Here is a 17,549-nt window from a genome sequence, read left to right as displayed (position 1 = left end):
GATGAATGACAGATCATGCATCTAGTCCTTTTTCACTTGGTCTGCCTGCGGTTCATCAATAGGAAGAAAAGACAAAACTTCTTTTACGATAGCATTGATCTTGCCGTCTATAAAAGATGAACCATACTTCTTTTTCGCCTTCTCGATCTCCTCTTGCACTCCCTTTTCAAAATTGATCAAAGGGATATCTTCTTCCGCTTCATTATAGAGATCAATCATGGCTTCAAGCCCTTCTTGCATGCTGTCGATGGCATCGCTGTAGAGTTTTCTGCTTTTTTTATTAAGCTTCATATTATCACCTGTTCTCATTATTTCCTTTTTTTTATGCCTAAATCATTTTTTATAGTCATCTACCCTGTCCGTTTCCGGCAAAATTTCATAAATTGAAAAGTGAAGTAATTGTTAATCTCAAACAAAGGAGAGATCGTTAATGTATTACGGTTATGGCTGTCATCGTCCGCATGTCGTTGTTCACCCTACACAGTGCTGTGTTCAGCAGTATTATCACACTGAAGAGGTTATTCACGTCCATCCTGTTCAGATTCAGCATGTGAATCACATGCTGTACCAGCATGTCCATGAGTATCCTGTCTCTGAATATCAAACCTGCCAAGAGCATCACCAAAACATTTCATGCGGCGCACCTCCTTGCTGCTGATCACATTTAAGGCCTGTGTAACCAAATGTTAATGGTATACAGGCTTTTTTACATAAAACATAAACAAAGACGAACAAATGTTGAAACTCCTGTAAAGCCGTGGTATATTGATTTCTTGTATAAGCAGGGCTTGCAGCCCTACAGGCCTGCAAGCCCTGTAAAATGGACGCAAAAATAAAGCCAGCCCCTGTGGTTGGTTTATTTGAATGAATTTTTATTGTCAATGAAAGGGGGATTAAAATGAAAAGCTATTTGAAAGAGTTGATCCTGATTATTATTGGCTCATTCTTTTTCGCGCTTGGTGTAAACTGTTTCGCTATCCCAAATGAACTGGGAGAAGGCGGAGTTACCGGTATTTCTATGATCTTGTATTATCTCTTCTCCTGGTCGCCAAGTTATACGAACTTTATTATGAACGGCATTCTTTTGATTATAGGGTACAAGCTCCTTAACAAAAGAGTGACATTGTACACGATTTTCTGCATTGTTTTCACCTCGGTTTTCCTTCATATGACAGAAGGATTAGGAACACCTGTTAAGGATACAATTCTTGGTACCGTGTTTGCCGGTATTTTCATCGGAATTGGTTTAGGACTTGTTCTTCGTTCTGGCGGAACGACTGGAGGATCGACCATTTTGGCGCGAATGGCAAATCAGTATTTGGGCTGGAGCATCAGTGGGGCCATGCTGGGATTTGACCTGTTGGTTGTGCTCAGTTCCTATTTTGTTATCGGGGCTCAAAACACCATGTACACCGTTATTTCTATCTATATCTCTACAAAAGTCCTCGATTACATTATTGAAGGCTTTGATACCCGAAAAGCTGTCACGATTATCTCTCAGCATGCCGAGGAGATCTCAAAAAAGGTAAACGACGACATGGACAGAGGTGTAACGGTGTTTTCCGCCCATGGCAGCTATACGAAGGAATCGAAAGAAATTTTATATGTAGTCATTAATAAACAGGAATTATTTGAACTGAAAAAAATCGTACATCGCATAGACGAAAAAGCATTTGTGGTCATCCATGATGTTCGGGATGTTTTCGGGGAAGGATTCACATTTCCTAAGACAGAGGTCTCCTGACTCAAGTCTGCATGCTAAAAAAGGTCTGCCGTTACGCCCAAGCGGTTACGCCGGCAGGCCTTTTTTGTATTTATACTGCTTGTTTAAGAATAAATTCCCTGATGGCATGAGCTACACCATGCTCATCGTTTTCCAATGTAGTAAAATGGCAGATTTCTTTAATTTCAGGCAGCGCGTTGCCCATTGCAATACTCGTGCCCGCAAACTTCATCATCGGCCAGTCATTCATATTGTCGCCAATGGCCACAGTATCTTGATAAGGTATTCTAAGATGATCAGCCATCCCTTTTAATCCATTTCCCTTGTTGGCATTTTCATGATTGATCTCAAGGTTATGGTCCGCTGAACTCGTAATGGAAAGCCCTTCAAATGCTGAAGCTGATTCACGGATTTCCTCAAGCTTTTCTAAAGAATAAGAAAACGGAAGAATTTTATTGATCACCAGATCTTCTGTCCATATGGATTGGAAGGAAGAAATCGAAATTTGCCCAAATTGTTTCAGATATCCTTGAGCGGCTTTCCACAATTCTTCTGAGTTTATCTCTGGGTTTGCTGACTTTACGATATCAATTTCAACCTGGATTCCATTTTCGCCAAAATCAGGCGTATAGATGCCCTTATTCGTATGAAGATGGTAAAAGACGTTCATGTCCTCCAGTTGGGTAAGGATGTGGTAAGCATGTTCTTTCTGCAGAGGATGGCATTGTACAATTTTCCCTTCATCATAGAGTACAGCTCCGTTCGCCCCGATCACAGGACATTGGAGCCCGGCATTCTCGAGCAGATTCAGTACATCTTCCACCGCACGTCCCGTACAGATCGCTACTGTATTCCCCTGGGCTTGAGCCTCTTTTATAGCCATAGCATTTTCTTTGCTGATCGTCCCCTGTTTCATCAATAGTGTTCCATCCAAATCAATTGCGATTAATTTCATGTTTTCCTCCTCTTACAGAATGATCGTTTCTACCTCATACTGCTCTAATATTGTGGTTAAATGTGAATCCATTTCCTGATCTGTAACTAAAATGTCAATATCCTCCAACCCGCATACCTTCTGAAAGTAACTGCGATTAAATTTCGTAGAATCAGCCAGTACGATGACTTGATCAGAACGCTTTATCATTTCCTTCAATAAAAAGCCTTCTTCCTCAAAAGGTATGGTCAGCCCGTTAGATGAGATGCCACAGGCTCCAAGAAAGAGCTTGTTGACTCTGAAGTCCGACAGATGCTGGATCGTTCTTGCTCCATAAATCGACCGGTGTTCATTGTTCAGCAATCCTCCAAGCAGATGGATCGATACCTTTTCTTTACGTGACAAGATTCCAGCAATGTCGATAGAGTTGGTTACGACAACATTCCGCTCTGTTTTCAGGTTCTCAGCCAAAAACTGTACAGTTGTAGATACATCCAGAAGCAGATGATCTCCATCCTGAATCAATCCAGCTGCAAAGCTGCCAATTCGCTTTTTTGCATCAGAATCCTTTTTCAGGCGCTGGTCATAGTTAAACACTTCATGATAAAAGGTCGGAAATTTAGCACCGCCCCTCGTTCGGACGATCTTCCCTTCCTCTTCAAGCTTCACCAAGTCTCTTCTGGCTGTATCACGGGATACGTTATTCATTTTGCAGATGGTTTCCACATCTACCCGGTCATGCTGCTTTATATAGTTAACAATTGCTTCCATCCGTTCATCCTGATACATGCCTTTTTCACCCCTCGCTAAGTAATTATAAGTAAACTTAAGTATTTTCGCAATATTATATGCAGAATTTCATAAAAAATAAGCAAAAGCGGGCAAAAAACCTCACTTTTGCTTAGTTGGGGAAAAAGACTTGAGGGTCTCTTTTAAGCATCAGTATGCGAGGCCCATTATGAAAAAAAATCAACAATATGCTTTAACAAAGCCTTTATTTAAGAGAAGAAAACGTTTCATTCCAACGCTTGGCTTCTGCAATCGCTTGTTCATCTTTTAAAATGTCATGGGGTGCGTTGGCTGTTCCGATAATATATTCCTGAAAAGACATTCCCATAAAATCAAAAATATGCTGAAATTGCTGGATCAGCGGCAATGCCTTAATCTTTGGCTGATCGCCGCCACACGTGACCACATAGGCTTTCTTTTGGCTCATTTTCCTTTTAAATTCAAAACGGCTGTCCCGAAGGCTCTGTGACCAGCGATCTACAAAGTTTTTCATAAGTCCTGACATGCCATACCAATATACCGGGGTGGCAAAGATCAGAATATCATGCTCAAGCACCATATCGATCACCCGGTCATAGTCATCTGCAACCGGCTGAAAACCGCCATCCGCGTGCCTCAAATCATCAATAGGCGTAATCTGCTTTTCTTTTAAAATGATCGGTGTGTATTCTATACCTTCCAGCGCCATTTCCGTCAACTGTTGGGTGTTTCCATCCGTTCTGGAGCTTCCTATGATTGCTGCAATCTTCATTCCAATCCCACCTAAATAAATAGTTTCTTCCTGTATCATACAAGAGAACTAATCTTTCTGCCCAGCAACTGGACTTCCCGATCAGCGGAAATGCTCTTTTTTACGCAATTTCGCTTTGAATGCACACCACGAGTTTCTGGAAGCCGCATAGCTTCCAATGGCAGCATAGCCGTAAAAAAAGCCCATAAAGATTCCAGCGATCAGATGGTGGCGGTGGCTGTACAGGATGGAAAGCAAAAGGCCGATTAAAAGCGCTGTCGTGGGAATGAACGCCCGCGGTACAGGTGTAAACAGTTTAATCAGCTGCGTCAGGATAAGAACAATCGGGACAGCCAATACTCCGTCCCAGAAATTTGTATGAATAACTGGAAATACTTCCATTAAGAGTTCCTCTCTTTTATTAAAGTACCTACAGTATCACCATAGCTGAAAGGATTTAAAAGGCAATTTTAAAAAAGTGAGGTGCCAGGCACCACGATTACACAAGTGTGTAATGGCGGTGCCTGGCACCCCAAGCTAGACATTCAGAAGGCTTTCGACTTTTTGGTTTAAATCTTTCAATTCATCCTGGAAGGACTTCATCTTTTCCATTTTTTCCTTAAGCATATCCCGCTGTTCTATAAGCCCGACTGCAATCTCCTCTAATTCAGACTGCTGAAAGGTCTTGTCCCTTGACGTTTCGTACTGTTCTTTATGTTCCAATATGCGTTCTTTAATGCTTAGAAAATGCTGAAGCTCCTGTAAAGAAAACCCTAGCACTTCTTTCGCATCAACTACTCTTTTTATCTGCTGAACATCCTTTTCAGTGTATAAACGGACCTGTCCGTCACTGCGTTCTGGCTGCTGTATGAGCCCAATCTCCTCATAATAGCGGATTGCCCTTTTGGTAATCCCGGTAATCTTTGCAACTTCGTCGATCTTAATCCAGTTCACCCGTATCACTCCCTTAAAAAAGTATACATTTTGTGTTACGTTGACGTCAACGTAACTTGTTGCCTGCTGGACTTCTGAAGTGGGAAGGCGCCGCAGAGCACGAGTAAATAGTTCGAATTTTCAACGGATCAATTCACGCCGATTAAGGCTCAATAAACATCTGTTTCCGCTCAAATCCCTCACCACAAACTGCCAATCCCCCGCAACAACTAAAGAACCGCCAAAAAAGGGCGGTTCTTCTTTTAATTCTATTAATAGTTTCGCTGTGACCATTGGTTTTCTGTAATTTTGCTGTGAATTTCTCTGTCAGAGCTGCTCATAGCTTTTAGATCTTTCACATACCAGCCTCGGCCATTGACAGAAGCATCTGTTTTATAGAGAAAACGGACAAATTTGCTGTTCGATGGAAGAACTGCAGTCTGCTGTTTCCATCCGACGCTTTTGCCTGTATATGTCGTTTCTGACTTCTGCCAAGTAACACCGTCTGCCGATGCTTCAACAATTCCGTTGTCGCTTCCCTTTTCAATCTCATACCAGGTCTGGAAGCTTATGCTTGCTGCCGGTTCGCTTAGTTCATAAACTAGTGGACGGGAAAGGGAGTCACCATAGCCGGCAAACCACGCTTTTTCGTTGCCTTTTAATGGAATTGAAATGGAGTCAGCGGCTGAACGTGCCACTTCCCTGCGGACAAGATTCAACGATGGTGTGTTTCTCGTCGGATGTACCCTGTTAGTCAGGGTCAGCACAATCATTTTGTTTTTCGGGCTGACGACCATTGTTGTTCCAGTAAAACCAGTATGCCCAAGGGTGGTAGCGTCAGAAAGAGCATCCATGTACCAGCCTTGATCCAGTTCCCAGCCTAGTCCATGTGAATCAGCGGGAAACTGCGGAAGCTGATTTTCTTCAAGCAGTTCGACAGTAGATGGCTTTAGGATGGTCTTATGTCCATATTTTCCTTTTTGCAGAATCATATGAGCAAACACAGCCAAGTCATGTGCTGTGGAAAAGACGCCAGCATGGCCAGCAACACCATCAAGTGACCATGCATTTTCATCATGCACCTCACCCCACACAATTCCCCGGTTAATATAAGGTTCATATTCGGTGGCGGCAATCCGGTGTTTTAAATATGCAGGAGGATTGTACATCGTGTCCCTCATTACCAGCGGGTCTGTGATCACTTCTTTTACGTATTGATCCAATCGTTTCCCTGATAGCTTTTCCACAAGAACGCCCAGGGTGATCATATTCAAATCACTGTATGTATAGGTTGTACCGGGCGCATTCTTTAAAGGATGCGTCAGCGCAATATGGAGACGGTCCTCTCTGTTGCTTCCCATCTTATATAATGGAATGAACGGCTCAAATCCCGAAGTATGAGTAAGAAGCTGCCGGATGGTCACGTTTTCTTTTCCATTTTCCTTGAACTCAGGAATATAATCAGCCACACGGTCATCCAATTTGAATTTCCCTTGTTCATACAATTTCATAGCGGCTGTGGTCGTGAAAATTTTACTGATGGATGCAAGATCAAAAATTGTATTCCTTGTCATTGAAACCGGATGTTCCATTTCTGTGAATTTATCATCGGTATAGCGGGCGGCATAGCCGTAAGCATCCCATTTAGCAATCGCCCCTTTTCTGGCAACCAATACAACTCCGCCAGGCAGCATCTTCGTTTCCATCGCTTTGTTCATGGTCGCATCGATGATGTTTAACGATTCTGGGTGAAGCCCTGCACTTCTCGGAGTTCCGTTATGGATGACTGGTGAAGAAGGGCCAGGATGGTTCCAGTCATTTTGCTGATGATCGTGCTTTGCACTTTGTTCCTTAGCCATTACAGGCACCCCTGCAGATAGAGCAAGATTGATTCCCAACAGAACTGCTGCTGGCTGTTTCCATCTTCTTAACATTGTAAATCCTCCATTTTCAGAATATTCACTTCTTTAAATAAAGGGTAGCAACGTAATACTAAAAAAGCCATACCGCGAAGGTCCTGATCTATATTTTTCCATTTCCTATTTTCCCATAACTTTCTTGTTTAATAGCCTTTTAATCTACTAAAAACATTAGACTTTATTCCCCCTCACAAATCAACAAAGTATGACTATTGTACCTGTTATTTTCATGGTTTCCATACTATAATCTGATAGTTAATATTTTCTAAATATATGTTTATAGACGAGAACAACAAATGTTAAGAATGGAGAAATGGAGGGTGGTTTATGATCAGCTGGCTTAAAAGAAGGATATTCATTTCAAATACATACACATTGCCGGATAATGCCAATCCCATAGCTACCAGATCTTCAGCGGCAGCTTGTCTTGAGCCCAAAACCATTTCACCTGACAAAGAAGTTGAACACTATAAAAGCAGGCTTTTGCAATTTGGGATTGATATATGCCAGATGCCGAAATGGACACCCCAAACCAAGAATAGAAGAAAAGAAGCCTTCATCATCGCCTCATATATAGCTAACGACATCGAACTGCGATCATTTTTTCTTAATAAAAAAAGTCTGCCAACCTCCCAGCTTTTAAAAAATTTTCAAAAGAAGAGCATCACTCGATATGCCCCCTATATTATCGCTACGGCTCTTATTGTGATTGAAGACTATCATTATCTTAAAGGCTATTTGCCAGAATAGGAGGCCCCTTTCGATGACTAAGGGAATTGTGGTAGAAGTAAAACGTCGCCATTTGATCGTTCTGTCAGAGGGCGGAATATTTCGTAAAGTTAAAATTTCAAATAGGCAATATACAGTAGGCAGTGATATTTACTTACCAAACGAACTGGAAAAACAACGGACGTTCCGGCTTCCCACAATTAGCTGGAAAACAACGACAGTGTTTATGATGACCTTCATTTTGTTATTTTTTCAATTTTCTCCTTATACAGGACAAGGGGTTTACGCGTATGTAGGAATTGAAATGAATCCGAGCATCGAGCTTGAAATTGATGGTGACATGCTCGTTCAAAATATCACTGCTTATAATTCGGACGGGAAAAAGCTTCTTGCTATTCTTGAAGATTGGCAGAACCAGCCGATAGAAGAGGTTACCGAAAAAATATTCGAGATCTGCAGAGCAAAAGGCTTTATTAAACCCAATCAGGAAGTAATCGTCACGACCACGATCAATAAAGATGTTTCAAAAGAAACACAGCGAAAGATCGAACAAAAAATCAATTCTTTGATGGAAAAAAAAGCGCAGGAAAATAAAATTGACATGACTTCATTAATCATGTCAAACCAAGAACGGAAACGCGCTAAGAAAATTGGCGTTTCACCAGGGAAATATGCGATCTTCATCGCTGCAAAAGAAGCAGGAATCGAGATTACAAAAGCGGATATCAAGCAAAAAAGCATTCAGGAACTGTCAGAAGCGGTAGGACCGATCAGTGATCTTCTTTCTACAGCACAATCTCGTGAGTATCACCATGTTTCAGTTTTTGTTCATATTGAAACGATTGCAGGACAAGCGAAAGAGAATGCTGAGCCGGTCTATGCGAATTCCATTACCATTGCAGCTGCTCCAAACATAGTAAAAGTTCCAGTACCAGCAACGGCTGCAAGCCTTCCAGCTGCTGCATCTGGTGGAAGTTCAGATCAAAATCAGACACCGGCAGCAATCAGCACGCCAGATCCTTCTGCAGGAAATGTTTCTGCACCAGCTGAGCAGCAAGTAACGGCACCGGCAGCACCTGAGCCTGCCAAACCATTTGCACCTGCCGTAGAATCTTCCAAACTTACTGTTCCAGTGCCTGCTGCAAACTCTAAGCCGGATGTTATTCCTGCAGCACCTGAAAAAGAGAACAGCAAGTCGGTCACCGAAGATAAAGATCCTGCCCCTGTTACAGTCCCGGCAAGGGAAAAAGAGGGAACCAAAAACACAACACCTCCAGCGGACGTACCCAAGGTGAGAAAAATTGATTTTCCTTTACCAGCGGTACCTAAAGAGACAAAAGCTGAGTTTCCTCCAGCTGCCGGTCTTCCTAAAGAAGAACCTAAACCGGAAGTTCAATGTGATAAAGGCGAAAACAGGGGTACTGACTCAGCCAATGACCATCAAGAGTCAGCGCACCCGAATCATGATTCTGAACCTGCCGCAGAACCTGCAAACGCTGTCCAGTCTTATGCAGCATCAGGCTTATCCGCTTACAGAGCGCCAGCCCAAGAAGCAGAGCAAAAAGACAATCAAAATGAGCCATCTTCTTCAGCTGAGGAAGTAACTTCTTCACCAGAGGCCGATACTCATGAAACAGCACCTGCAATAAAGGATACAGATACCGCTGTTCAAGAAGAACAGCATGCAGCAACGGAAACACCAGCTGCGGAACAAGATAACAGCTTAGCTCCAGCTAATCCACCAGCCGTTCAAGAAGAACCGCCTGCAGATGCTGAAACTTCAGAGCATAGCGATGAAACTCTAAATCAAGAATCAGCTGAAACGGCAGCCCCTCCCGTCACTGAGGCTGCTGCTTAAAAAAATCCTGTCTGAACATTATTGTTCAGCAGGATTTTTTTATTGCAGACGCGTAAGCCGTTTCTTTAAATAATTATTTCTGTTTTTGATGAAGGCTAGAATAAATTCCGGCTCTTCATCAAAAATGGACAAAGACCGGTGTTTATATGGGTCTTTCACGAGATGCGGCCGCAAGGACTGGTGTAAAGCAAGGATTTTTTGTTCCAAAGCCCTGCAAGTAAAGGCATCGTCCAGTACCTCTTCCATGACCCTTTTATACTGGCGTTTATAAGGCTTATGAAGCAAGAGCCGTGCTGTCAGTGTGTTATAGCCTTCAATCGGTACATATTTATTTCCCATGACATCACCGTGGATGTCTCTTCCCCAAGTTGCATCATAATCCCAAGGCAGGATTTCAAAGCGTTTGTTCTCTCCATTTTTATATAACGCATAATTATGGATGAAGCCGTCAAAATTTTGTGTACAGACCGCACCTGCAAGCCACCTGAAATATTGATCGATATCCAGGATGGGTTCAATTCGCGAAGGAAACTCTTTTTCAGATGAATTTAGAATACAATGCATAAGTTCACGGAGGCTTTTGAACGATTTGTTCGGATCAAATTTTATTTCATAACCTGCTGTTACTGATCTCTTTTCTTTTCCAGTCGTCGGATTATACTTCGAAAAGTTTGCGTTTTCAGAGATCGCATAATAAATACTTCCTGCCGGCAATCCCCGTTTCTTTAAGAATTTCTGATCAACTGACTCAAGCTGAAGATAAACTCCTTGATAAAGCCCATTAATATACAATGTAACGTGCTGTGCTTCAGGTGACAGGACCCCGATATCACGAAAAAAATCCAAAGAAAGCTTATTTCTTATGAGAGACGGGTCATTGTATTCTGCATTCAAATGAATCCTTCTTGCTCCAAAAAAGGATTGAGATTCCATAAACAAAAGATCATAGGATTTTTTTGGAAATGAGCGGATATGGGCACCTCTGTACTTAATCAGCATTTCATATGGTTTATCCCCTGCTTTAATGACACCAGCAACAGCCTCGTTTGCCCATTTTCCTTTCTGAATCCATTTTACTCCCTTAAAGGGAACAGAAATATTGTACTCCGGTATAGCGTTATTTTGCATTTCTTCATTCTCCCCATCGTTGATACTTATCTCTATGATGAAGAGAATGCATGCGCTACATTCCAAGGTGAAAATGGGGCTGGTGAATTCTACTAACGCCCAAGCACTAATTAAAAATCAACGTACACTATGTTTGAAAAGAGATTGCTCAGTTATCTTCTTTTCGCCTACACAAGGATAGAGGAGGTTCAAGCATGAGCGTATGGCGTAATGACCCGTCTGAAAGTTCAAGTGGAAGAAGCAGTAGGCGTTCTGGGAAAAAATCCAGCAAAAGGTCTGGAAAACGTTCCGGAAAGCGTCACGGGAAGCGTTCTGGGAAACGTTCTGGGAAAAGATCAAGCAAGAGATCAAGCAAGAGATCAAGCAAAAGATCAAGCAAGAGATCAAGCAAGAGATCAAGCAAGAGATCAAGCAAAAGATCAAGCAAGAGATCAAGCAAGAGATCAAGCAAGAGATCACACAAGAGATCACACAAGAGATCACACAAGAGATCACACAAGAGATCACACAAGAGATCACACAAAAGAAGTTCATCTTCTTCCGAACACTGTTGCAAGCGCAGCTCTTCCAAAAAGCGTTCTTCTCATAAGAAGACCTGCAAACAAAGCTCGTCTTCTCACGTTTTAGATTGCAAAAAAGTGAAGAAAAAAAAGAAGCGTTCAAGTTCCTGCCACTAAAAATACTATTAATTATAACGGATAGAGCTTTGAGCTCTATCTTTCTTTTTATCCCGGGAATAGTAGGCAAATGTTTCTTTTTCATAGAAAGAGGCGCTTGTACCAGCGCCGAATGATGCTTGTTTACATATATACATACTATGCAACAACAAAAATGAATCTAAAGTTCTGAAAGGAGAACATGAATGTCTGACTATTATATCCAATCGTTGGTTGGCAGAAGGATAAATGTTAATAAAGGGGGGCCAGAAGCCAAGGCAGGGGAATTGCTTTATAGCGGCTATAACTATGTTGTTGTAGGTACAGATAAGGATGGCGTGGTTTACTATGCGACGCGTCACTTAAAGAGCTTTGGAGAGGTAGTCCAAAGTGACAATGAAACAGGAAACGGCGATGAAAATGCCCTTCGCACATGGGATTATTTCAAACCTTCCTGCTTTTCAGCCATTATGGATAACATGCTTGGCGAGAACATCCAGATTAACCGAGGCGGTCCTGAATCAAGACAAGGGAAACTTCTTTTAAGCACTTATGATTATATCGTCCTGTCAACTGAAAAAGAAGGGGCTGTATATTATAAGACCGAACATGTAAAAAGCGTGAGTGTCGTTCAACGGAAAGCGGACGGAGAAGGAGATACTGAATCCAGCAATGAAAGCGGTAGAAAGACCAGCAGAGCTTCTGGAAAGTCTACTGGAAAAGCAAGCGGCAGAGCTTCTGGAGGAAAGACTGGAAAAGCGAGCGGAAAACAATCTGGCAAGCAATCTGGCAAGCAACGTTGCGAGAGCAGCAGCCAATCCGCTAACACAATCGCTCCAGATCCAGAGTTTTATCAAGAGTATGGATTCAACGATCTTTTTGACCGCTTAAAACTAAGAAAAGTCAAAATCAACCGTGGCGGTCCAGATGCTATTGAAGGTATGCTAACAGAGTATGTCGGCGGCTATGTCGTTGTGTATGGTGAAAAAGAAATTCACCGCATTCTTCCTAAGCATATTAAAAGCCTCAGCTCACTGTAATTTAGCAGCTTAAGATAAAGAAAGTCAATTGGGAATTTTCCGATTGGCTTTTTTGTCTTTTATCATTTTTCGGAAGCATACTGGGCCAGCTTGGTTTTTCCTTACTTATTCTGGGACATACTTGTACTATCTTGCTCAAGGATGTGCTCCATGAAATTCGAGGATTTCTTTTTTTCATACTTGCGTCTTCCAATGCTGATTCGCTTGTTCAGCATCATCGGCTCACTGATGATTTTGTTTGGTGTTCTCATCCATTTTTTAGAGCCGAAAAATTTCCCTACTGTATTTGAGGGAATCTATTGGTCCGTCATGACAGCGGCAACTGTAGGATTTGGAGATTATGTTCCAAAGTCATTTATAGGCCGGTTTATGGCCATCCTCCTTGTTTTTTTTGGCGGTTCTTTTATCGCCTTTTTCACTGTCCACGCCGCTTCAGCTGTAATTAAAAGGCAAAATAAATACAAAGAAGGGAAATTAATGTTTAACGGAACCGGACATTTATGTATTGTCGGATGGAATGAGCGGGCTAAGCAGACCATCAGCACCCTTGCCAAAGAACCGACAAGACTCACGATTATTCTTATAGATTCATCGCTGAACGAAAATCCCTTATCGAATCAGGGTGTTCTTTTTATAAAAGGCAGCCCGGCGCAAGACCAAACATGGGAGATGGCCAACATTAAACAGGCAAAAGCTGTCCTTCTGACCGCCGACCAAAACATGAAAGAAGCAGAAGCCGACATGCACACCATTCTTTCCATTATTACGGTCAAAGGACTCAACCCTACTGTACATGTTATGGCTGAAATATTGACGCCTGAGCAGCAGAACAACAGCCTGAGAGCCGGTGCTGATGAATTAATTAATACGACATCTCTTGCCAGTGACTGTATGGCCCAGATTAGTCTTCAATCCATAAGAGAAGGGTAAGGAACATGTCCTTACCCTTCTAATCAGCCAACAATTGAGACTCTGTTTTTTCAATAAGCTTTTTGCCAATCCCAATCCATTTGTCATCGATCGACGCATCAGGGTCCTGGGGTTCTGAAAACTGATTTAAGCTTCCCGACAGATTCCCTACACTGACATTGTCATCGAGGCCAATCTGATATTTATGAGCCAGAAGAAACGGTTCTCCCAAGGTCACCATTGCTCCTTGGTCCCCGATTTCTTTTTCATAAGCGGTAAATGGAACTCTGACAAACGTATATCCGACTTCATCATCCAGTTTATAGTCAAAATATCCGTGATCATAATCCCAGTTGCCTCCAATGGTATACCCGAGTTGTTTGAGCTTGTCCTCCAGTTCATTAAAAGCAAACACTTCATTCTCAAGCTTACTTTGTAATGGAATCATGCTTATCTCCTTTTAGAGTAACGGTTTACCTTTTATCATCTCCAAAAGTATAAAAAATAAAGCTCCTGTCTGGGTCTTTATGGATTAAAGGCGTTTTTCCAATTCTTCTTTTTCTTTCTCAAAGCCTGGCTTGCCGAGAAGCGCAAACATGTTCTTCTTATAGGCTTCCACCCCAGGCTGATCAAACGGGTTCACTCCGAGAAGATAGCCGCTGATGGCACATGCTTTTTCAAAGAAATACACAAGGTAGCCAAAATGATATGGCGTTAATTCTGGAATAGTAACAATTAAATTCGGTACTCCGCCGTCGGTATGTGCAAGCAAAGTTCCCTGGAATGCTTTTTTGTTGACGAAGTCCATTGTTTGTCCAGCAAGGAAATTCAATTTATCAAGGTTTTGATCGTCTTCCTCAATCTTAATTTCTTCTCGTGTATTCTCTACATTCAGTACAGTCTCGAACAGATCTCGGCGTCCTTCCTGAACATATTGTCCCATAGAGTGAAGGTCAGTGGAAAAGTCTACAGACGCAGGATAGATCCCCTTGTTGTCTTTTCCTTCACTTTCACCAAACAGCTGTTTCCACCATTCAGAAACATAATGTAATCCTGGCTCATAGTTCACCATCAATTCAATGGTTTTCCCTTTGTTATACAGAGCATTTCGTGCAGCTGCATACTGGTATGCTTCATTTTCAGCAAGGTTCGGATTGGAATAATCCTTGCTTGCTTCTGCTGCTCCATTCATCATTTCATCAATGTTTACTCCGCTTACTGCGATTGGAAGAAGACCTACAGCTGTTAATACAGAATAGCGTCCTCCAACGTCGTCAGGAATAACAAAGCTCTCATAGCCTTCTTCATCCGCCAGCGTTTTCAGTGCACCTTTTGCACGGTCGGTTGTTGCATATATACGTTTGCGTGCTTCTTCTTTTCCATATTTCTCTTCAAGGAACTTGCGGAAAATACGGAACGCGATTGCAGGTTCTGTTGTTGTTCCAGATTTTGAAATGACGTTCACGGAAACATCCTTGCCTTCTAGTACTTGGAACAAGTCTTTAACATAAGTAGAAGAGATGTTTTGGCCTGCAAAAATAACCTGAGGAGTCTTGCGGTCTTCTTTAGAAAGCATATTGTAGAACGAGTGATTGAGCATTTCAATTGCTGCCCTTGCTCCAAGATAAGATCCGCCGATTCCAATAACGATCAATACATCAGAATCACTTTTAATCTTTTCAGCACTTTTTTGAATACGGGCGAACTCTTCTTTATTATATGCGGTCGGAAGGTCAACCCATCCTAAAAAGTCGCTTCCCGCTCCAGTTCTATCATGGATTTGCTCGTGTGATGCTTTTACTAATGCAGATAAATTTGATACTTCTTGCTCACCTAAGAAAGGCAAAGCTTTGCTGTAATCAAAATGCAGTTTATTAGCCATGTCTTAAACTCCTCCGTTTTTTGTTCTGGTTTCTTTTACTTTAACCAAATAAAAAATGTTAATCAAGAAAACGGCCGCTCGAAAACGCTTACTCCAAGTAGTCGGAATGTTCTTACTTATTGCAAATAAAAAAGAGGGGAAGCTCCCCTCTTTTTTATTATAGAGACATGCGAAGGATTTCTAAAACATCCTCTTTGTTAAGCTTTTTAAAGTTGCCAAACTCGCCGTTTGCCATCGCTTTATCTGCGATTAGATCAAGTTTGGAATCATCGATGTCATAATCAGCAAGACGGTTCGGTGCACCTAAAGATGTCCAGAAAGCAGACAGTTTGTCGATCCCTTCAAGTGCCACTTCACGATCTGATTTCCCTTCTGTATCCACGTTAAACACGCGAACAGCCAGTTGCTTCAAGCGCTCTGGACCTTGATCAAGTACATAGCGAAGCAAGTTCGGGAACAGGATTGCCAGACCGCCGGCATGAGGAATATCATAAACGGCTGAAACAGCATGTTCAAGGTTATGAGTGGCCCAATCGCCTTGTACACCCATTGCAATAGTTCCGTTCAATGCCATTGTCCCATTATATAGAATGGTCTCACGAAGGTCATAATTCTCAAGATCTTCTACTAATTTTGGAGCTGCTTCCATTACCGTTAATAGAATAGATTCTGCGAAACGGTCTTGAAGATGAGCATTTTCAGTATGGTTCAAATACGTTTCCAGCACGTGCGACATCATGTCTACCATGCCATAAATCGTATGGTCTTTTGGCACAGTAAAGGTATTGACCGGATCAAGAATAGAAAACTTAGGGAACACAAGCGGACTTCCCCAGCCATACTTTTCATTGGTCTCCCAGTTGGTAATAACAGATCCAGCGTTCATTTCAGAACCTGTTGCTGCAAGAGTAAGAACTGTACCAAACGGAATTGCTTCTTTAGGAGTGCTTTTTTTAGTTACAAAATCCCAAACATCTCCGTCATATTTTGCTCCTGCCGCCACGGCTTTTGTACAGTCGATAACACTTCCGCCTCCGACTGCAAGAATGAAATCAATATTGTGCTCCTTACAGATTTCCACACCTTTTTTTACGGTAGTTAATCTCGGATTCGGTTCAACTCCTGATAATTCATGAACGTCTGCACCGATCTTGTTGAGCTCGGCTACTACTTGATCATATAGACCGCTGCGTTTAATGCTGCCACCGCCATAAACAAGCAATACCTTCTTGCCATACGGCTTCATTTCCGCAGACAGCTGGCTAAGTTGCCCTTTTCCGAACACTAAACGGGTTGGATTATAATACGTAAATGAATTCATTTATTTACCCTCCTTGATGTTCCATTACTTTCGTTAGTATTATCTATCAGGGTGAAATTAAAAGTAAAGAAATCGGCTCTAAACATTTTTATGATGTACAAATATTAAACAAAAGATTGAACAAATATTGAATTTTATTCAAGATAATGTTTATATTCGCCTTGAAGGTGGAAATGTATAATCGTAACAGAAAGAAGTCATCCTATTACTGCTATCTATTTAATTCCCTTAGGAGGTAATACCATGAATGGATTACAGCGGACTGCCTTAGCACTAGTTATTATTGGTGCCATTAACTGGGGTCTTATTGGATTCTTCCAATTTGACTTAGTGGCAGCTATCTTCGGCGGTCAAGATGCAGCTCTTTCCCGCATCGTTTACGGATTGGTTGGTTTATCCGGTTTATATTGCCTGACTCTTCTTTTTGCTCCAGCACATGAAGTTGAACGTGAGGACCGCATCGAAACAAATCGTGTTTAATGAAATTAAAAAATAAAAAAGGTTCTTCCTCATAGGAAGAACCTTTTTTTATTTACTTCTTAAGACGTTTGTTCAGTTGAGCTTGACGGTCAGTTGACTCTTTCAACCACTCTTTAAGCTTTGCTTCAAGTGTGTTGAAACCTTTGGAAGAGTCTTGAGCCGCTTGCTTCTTAGGTGCAGGACGGCGTTCCTTTTTAGGGGCTTGAGCCGGAGCTTCTTGAGTTTGACGAATGGATAAAGAGATCTTTTTAGAATCTTCGTCAACAGAAAGAATTTTAACCTGAACAACATCTCCCACTTTTAATACGTCGTTAATATCTTTAACAAAGCTATGAGAAACCTCAGAGATATGAACTAATCCCTGAACTTCGTCGTTTAAAGCGACGAAAGCACCAAACGGTTTAATTCCTGTTACTTTACCTTCAACGATGCTACCTACTTCAAAATTCATGAAAACACTCCTAACTATTTTTTAACCTATTAAGTATAACACATACAGAAAATAAAATAAAACGTAT

The 17,549-nt window shown here is 41.8% G+C and carries 20 protein-coding genes; 8 read left to right on the top strand and 12 right to left on the bottom strand.

Features of this window, described 5'->3' with window-relative positions; all coding sequences use genetic code 11:
* Positions 1-21 precede the first annotated feature (21 nt).
* Positions 22-291 carry a hypothetical protein gene (locus M1K46_RS20855; RefSeq protein ID WP_053357370.1) on the bottom strand — a complete coding sequence of 90 codons (270 nt, stop codon included), beginning with the start codon at positions 289-291 and terminating at the stop codon, positions 22-24.
* A 139-nt stretch (positions 292-430) separates the two neighbouring features.
* Between M1K46_RS20855 and M1K46_RS20850 the strand changes: the two genes are divergently transcribed.
* Both M1K46_RS20850 and M1K46_RS20845 read left to right on the top strand, forming a co-directional pair.
* The gene (locus tag M1K46_RS20850) at positions 431-658 is read left to right on the top strand and encodes a CotD family spore coat protein (protein WP_082683385.1); all 228 of its coding nucleotides are present in this window, start codon (positions 431-433) and stop codon (positions 656-658) included.
* Positions 659-898: 240 nt separating this feature from the next.
* Positions 899-1,744, top strand: coding sequence for a YitT family protein (locus tag M1K46_RS20845; RefSeq protein ID WP_053357369.1), 846 nt, complete (start codon positions 899-901; stop codon positions 1,742-1,744).
* Between the two features lie 70 nt (positions 1,745-1,814).
* On the opposite strand, the gene M1K46_RS20840 is transcribed toward M1K46_RS20845, so the two are convergent.
* The 6 genes from M1K46_RS20840 to M1K46_RS20815 form a co-directional block, all read right to left on the bottom strand.
* Entirely contained in the window at positions 1,815-2,678 is an 864-nt protein-coding gene (locus tag M1K46_RS20840) for a Cof-type HAD-IIB family hydrolase (RefSeq protein ID WP_256227535.1), read from the bottom strand.
* A gap of 12 nt (positions 2,679-2,690) precedes the next feature.
* Complete coding sequence (locus tag M1K46_RS20835; protein WP_091003478.1) at positions 2,691-3,446, bottom strand: DeoR/GlpR family DNA-binding transcription regulator; 756 nt, start codon at positions 3,444-3,446, stop codon at positions 2,691-2,693.
* 205 nt (positions 3,447-3,651) lie between these two features.
* Positions 3,652-4,197 (bottom strand): flavodoxin family protein, encoded by a 546-nt coding sequence (locus M1K46_RS20830; protein ID WP_091003474.1) that lies wholly within the window; start codon positions 4,195-4,197, stop codon positions 3,652-3,654.
* Between the two features lie 81 nt (positions 4,198-4,278).
* Positions 4,279-4,578, bottom strand: a complete 300-nt coding sequence (locus M1K46_RS20825; protein ID WP_053357365.1) for a hypothetical protein — start codon at positions 4,576-4,578, stop codon at positions 4,279-4,281.
* 135 nt (positions 4,579-4,713) lie between these two features.
* Positions 4,714-5,130 (bottom strand): MerR family transcriptional regulator, encoded by a 417-nt coding sequence (locus M1K46_RS20820; RefSeq protein WP_256227534.1) that lies wholly within the window; start codon positions 5,128-5,130, stop codon positions 4,714-4,716.
* A 251-nt stretch (positions 5,131-5,381) separates the two neighbouring features.
* Positions 5,382-7,043, bottom strand: coding sequence for a serine hydrolase domain-containing protein (locus M1K46_RS20815; protein ID WP_256227533.1), 1,662 nt, complete (start codon positions 7,041-7,043; stop codon positions 5,382-5,384).
* Positions 7,044-7,355: 312 nt separating this feature from the next.
* Between M1K46_RS20815 and M1K46_RS20810 the strand changes: the two genes are divergently transcribed.
* Positions 7,356-7,778 (top strand): hypothetical protein, encoded by a 423-nt coding sequence (locus M1K46_RS20810; protein WP_062233320.1) that lies wholly within the window; start codon positions 7,356-7,358, stop codon positions 7,776-7,778.
* Between the two features lie 13 nt (positions 7,779-7,791).
* On the top strand, positions 7,792-9,615 hold the full coding sequence (locus M1K46_RS20805) for an anti-sigma-I factor RsgI family protein (RefSeq protein WP_256227532.1): 1,824 nt from the start codon (positions 7,792-7,794) through the stop codon (positions 9,613-9,615).
* Positions 9,616-9,654: 39 nt separating this feature from the next.
* Here M1K46_RS20805 and M1K46_RS20800 read toward each other — a convergent pair whose 3' ends face one another.
* On the bottom strand, positions 9,655-10,743 hold the full coding sequence (locus M1K46_RS20800; RefSeq protein WP_256227531.1) for a CotH kinase family protein: 1,089 nt from the start codon (positions 10,741-10,743) through the stop codon (positions 9,655-9,657).
* A gap of 210 nt (positions 10,744-10,953) precedes the next feature.
* Between M1K46_RS20800 and M1K46_RS20795 the strand changes: the two genes are divergently transcribed.
* The 3 genes from M1K46_RS20795 (at position 10,954) to M1K46_RS20785 (ending at position 13,369) form a co-directional block, all read left to right on the top strand.
* Positions 10,954-11,370, top strand: a complete 417-nt coding sequence (locus tag M1K46_RS20795; RefSeq protein WP_256227530.1) for a hypothetical protein — start codon at positions 10,954-10,956, stop codon at positions 11,368-11,370.
* A 235-nt stretch (positions 11,371-11,605) separates the two neighbouring features.
* Positions 11,606-12,439: a hypothetical protein gene (locus M1K46_RS20790; RefSeq protein ID WP_053357359.1), complete on the top strand. Its 834-nt coding sequence runs from the start codon at positions 11,606-11,608 to the stop codon at positions 12,437-12,439.
* Positions 12,440-12,589: 150 nt separating this feature from the next.
* Positions 12,590-13,369, top strand: coding sequence for a potassium channel family protein (locus tag M1K46_RS20785; protein WP_091003448.1), 780 nt, complete (start codon positions 12,590-12,592; stop codon positions 13,367-13,369).
* Between the two features lie 19 nt (positions 13,370-13,388).
* On the opposite strand, the gene M1K46_RS20780 is transcribed toward M1K46_RS20785, so the two are convergent.
* The 3 genes from M1K46_RS20780 to M1K46_RS20770 all read right to left on the bottom strand — a co-directional run bounded on the left by M1K46_RS20780 (position 13,389) and on the right by M1K46_RS20770 (position 16,551).
* Positions 13,389-13,796 carry a YugN-like family protein gene (locus M1K46_RS20780; protein WP_053357357.1) on the bottom strand — a complete coding sequence of 136 codons (408 nt, stop codon included), beginning with the start codon at positions 13,794-13,796 and terminating at the stop codon, positions 13,389-13,391.
* Between the two features lie 84 nt (positions 13,797-13,880).
* Positions 13,881-15,230, bottom strand: coding sequence for a glucose-6-phosphate isomerase (locus M1K46_RS20775; RefSeq protein ID WP_256227529.1), 1,350 nt, complete (start codon positions 15,228-15,230; stop codon positions 13,881-13,883).
* A gap of 157 nt (positions 15,231-15,387) precedes the next feature.
* The gene (locus M1K46_RS20770) at positions 15,388-16,551 is read right to left on the bottom strand and encodes an iron-containing alcohol dehydrogenase (protein WP_256227528.1); all 1,164 of its coding nucleotides are present in this window, start codon (positions 16,549-16,551) and stop codon (positions 15,388-15,390) included.
* Between the two features lie 243 nt (positions 16,552-16,794).
* Between M1K46_RS20770 and M1K46_RS20765 the strand changes: the two genes are divergently transcribed.
* The gene (locus tag M1K46_RS20765; protein ID WP_062233296.1) at positions 16,795-17,031 is read left to right on the top strand and encodes a DUF378 domain-containing protein; all 237 of its coding nucleotides are present in this window, start codon (positions 16,795-16,797) and stop codon (positions 17,029-17,031) included.
* Positions 17,032-17,083: 52 nt separating this feature from the next.
* Here the strand turns inward: M1K46_RS20765 and yugI are convergent, their stop codons facing one another.
* Positions 17,084-17,482, bottom strand: coding sequence for a S1 domain-containing post-transcriptional regulator GSP13 (gene yugI, locus M1K46_RS20760; RefSeq protein ID WP_053357353.1), 399 nt, complete (start codon positions 17,480-17,482; stop codon positions 17,084-17,086).
* Positions 17,483-17,549: the final 67 nt, after the last annotated feature.

Origin of the sequence: Fictibacillus sp. WQ 8-8 (assembly GCF_024494405.1) — a bacterium.
Classification (GTDB): Bacteria; Bacillota; Bacilli; order Bacillales; family Fictibacillaceae; genus Fictibacillus_C; species Fictibacillus_C marinisediminis.
Note: the sequence above shows the minus strand (reverse complement) of the source record. Positions and strands in the feature narration are given on the sequence as shown.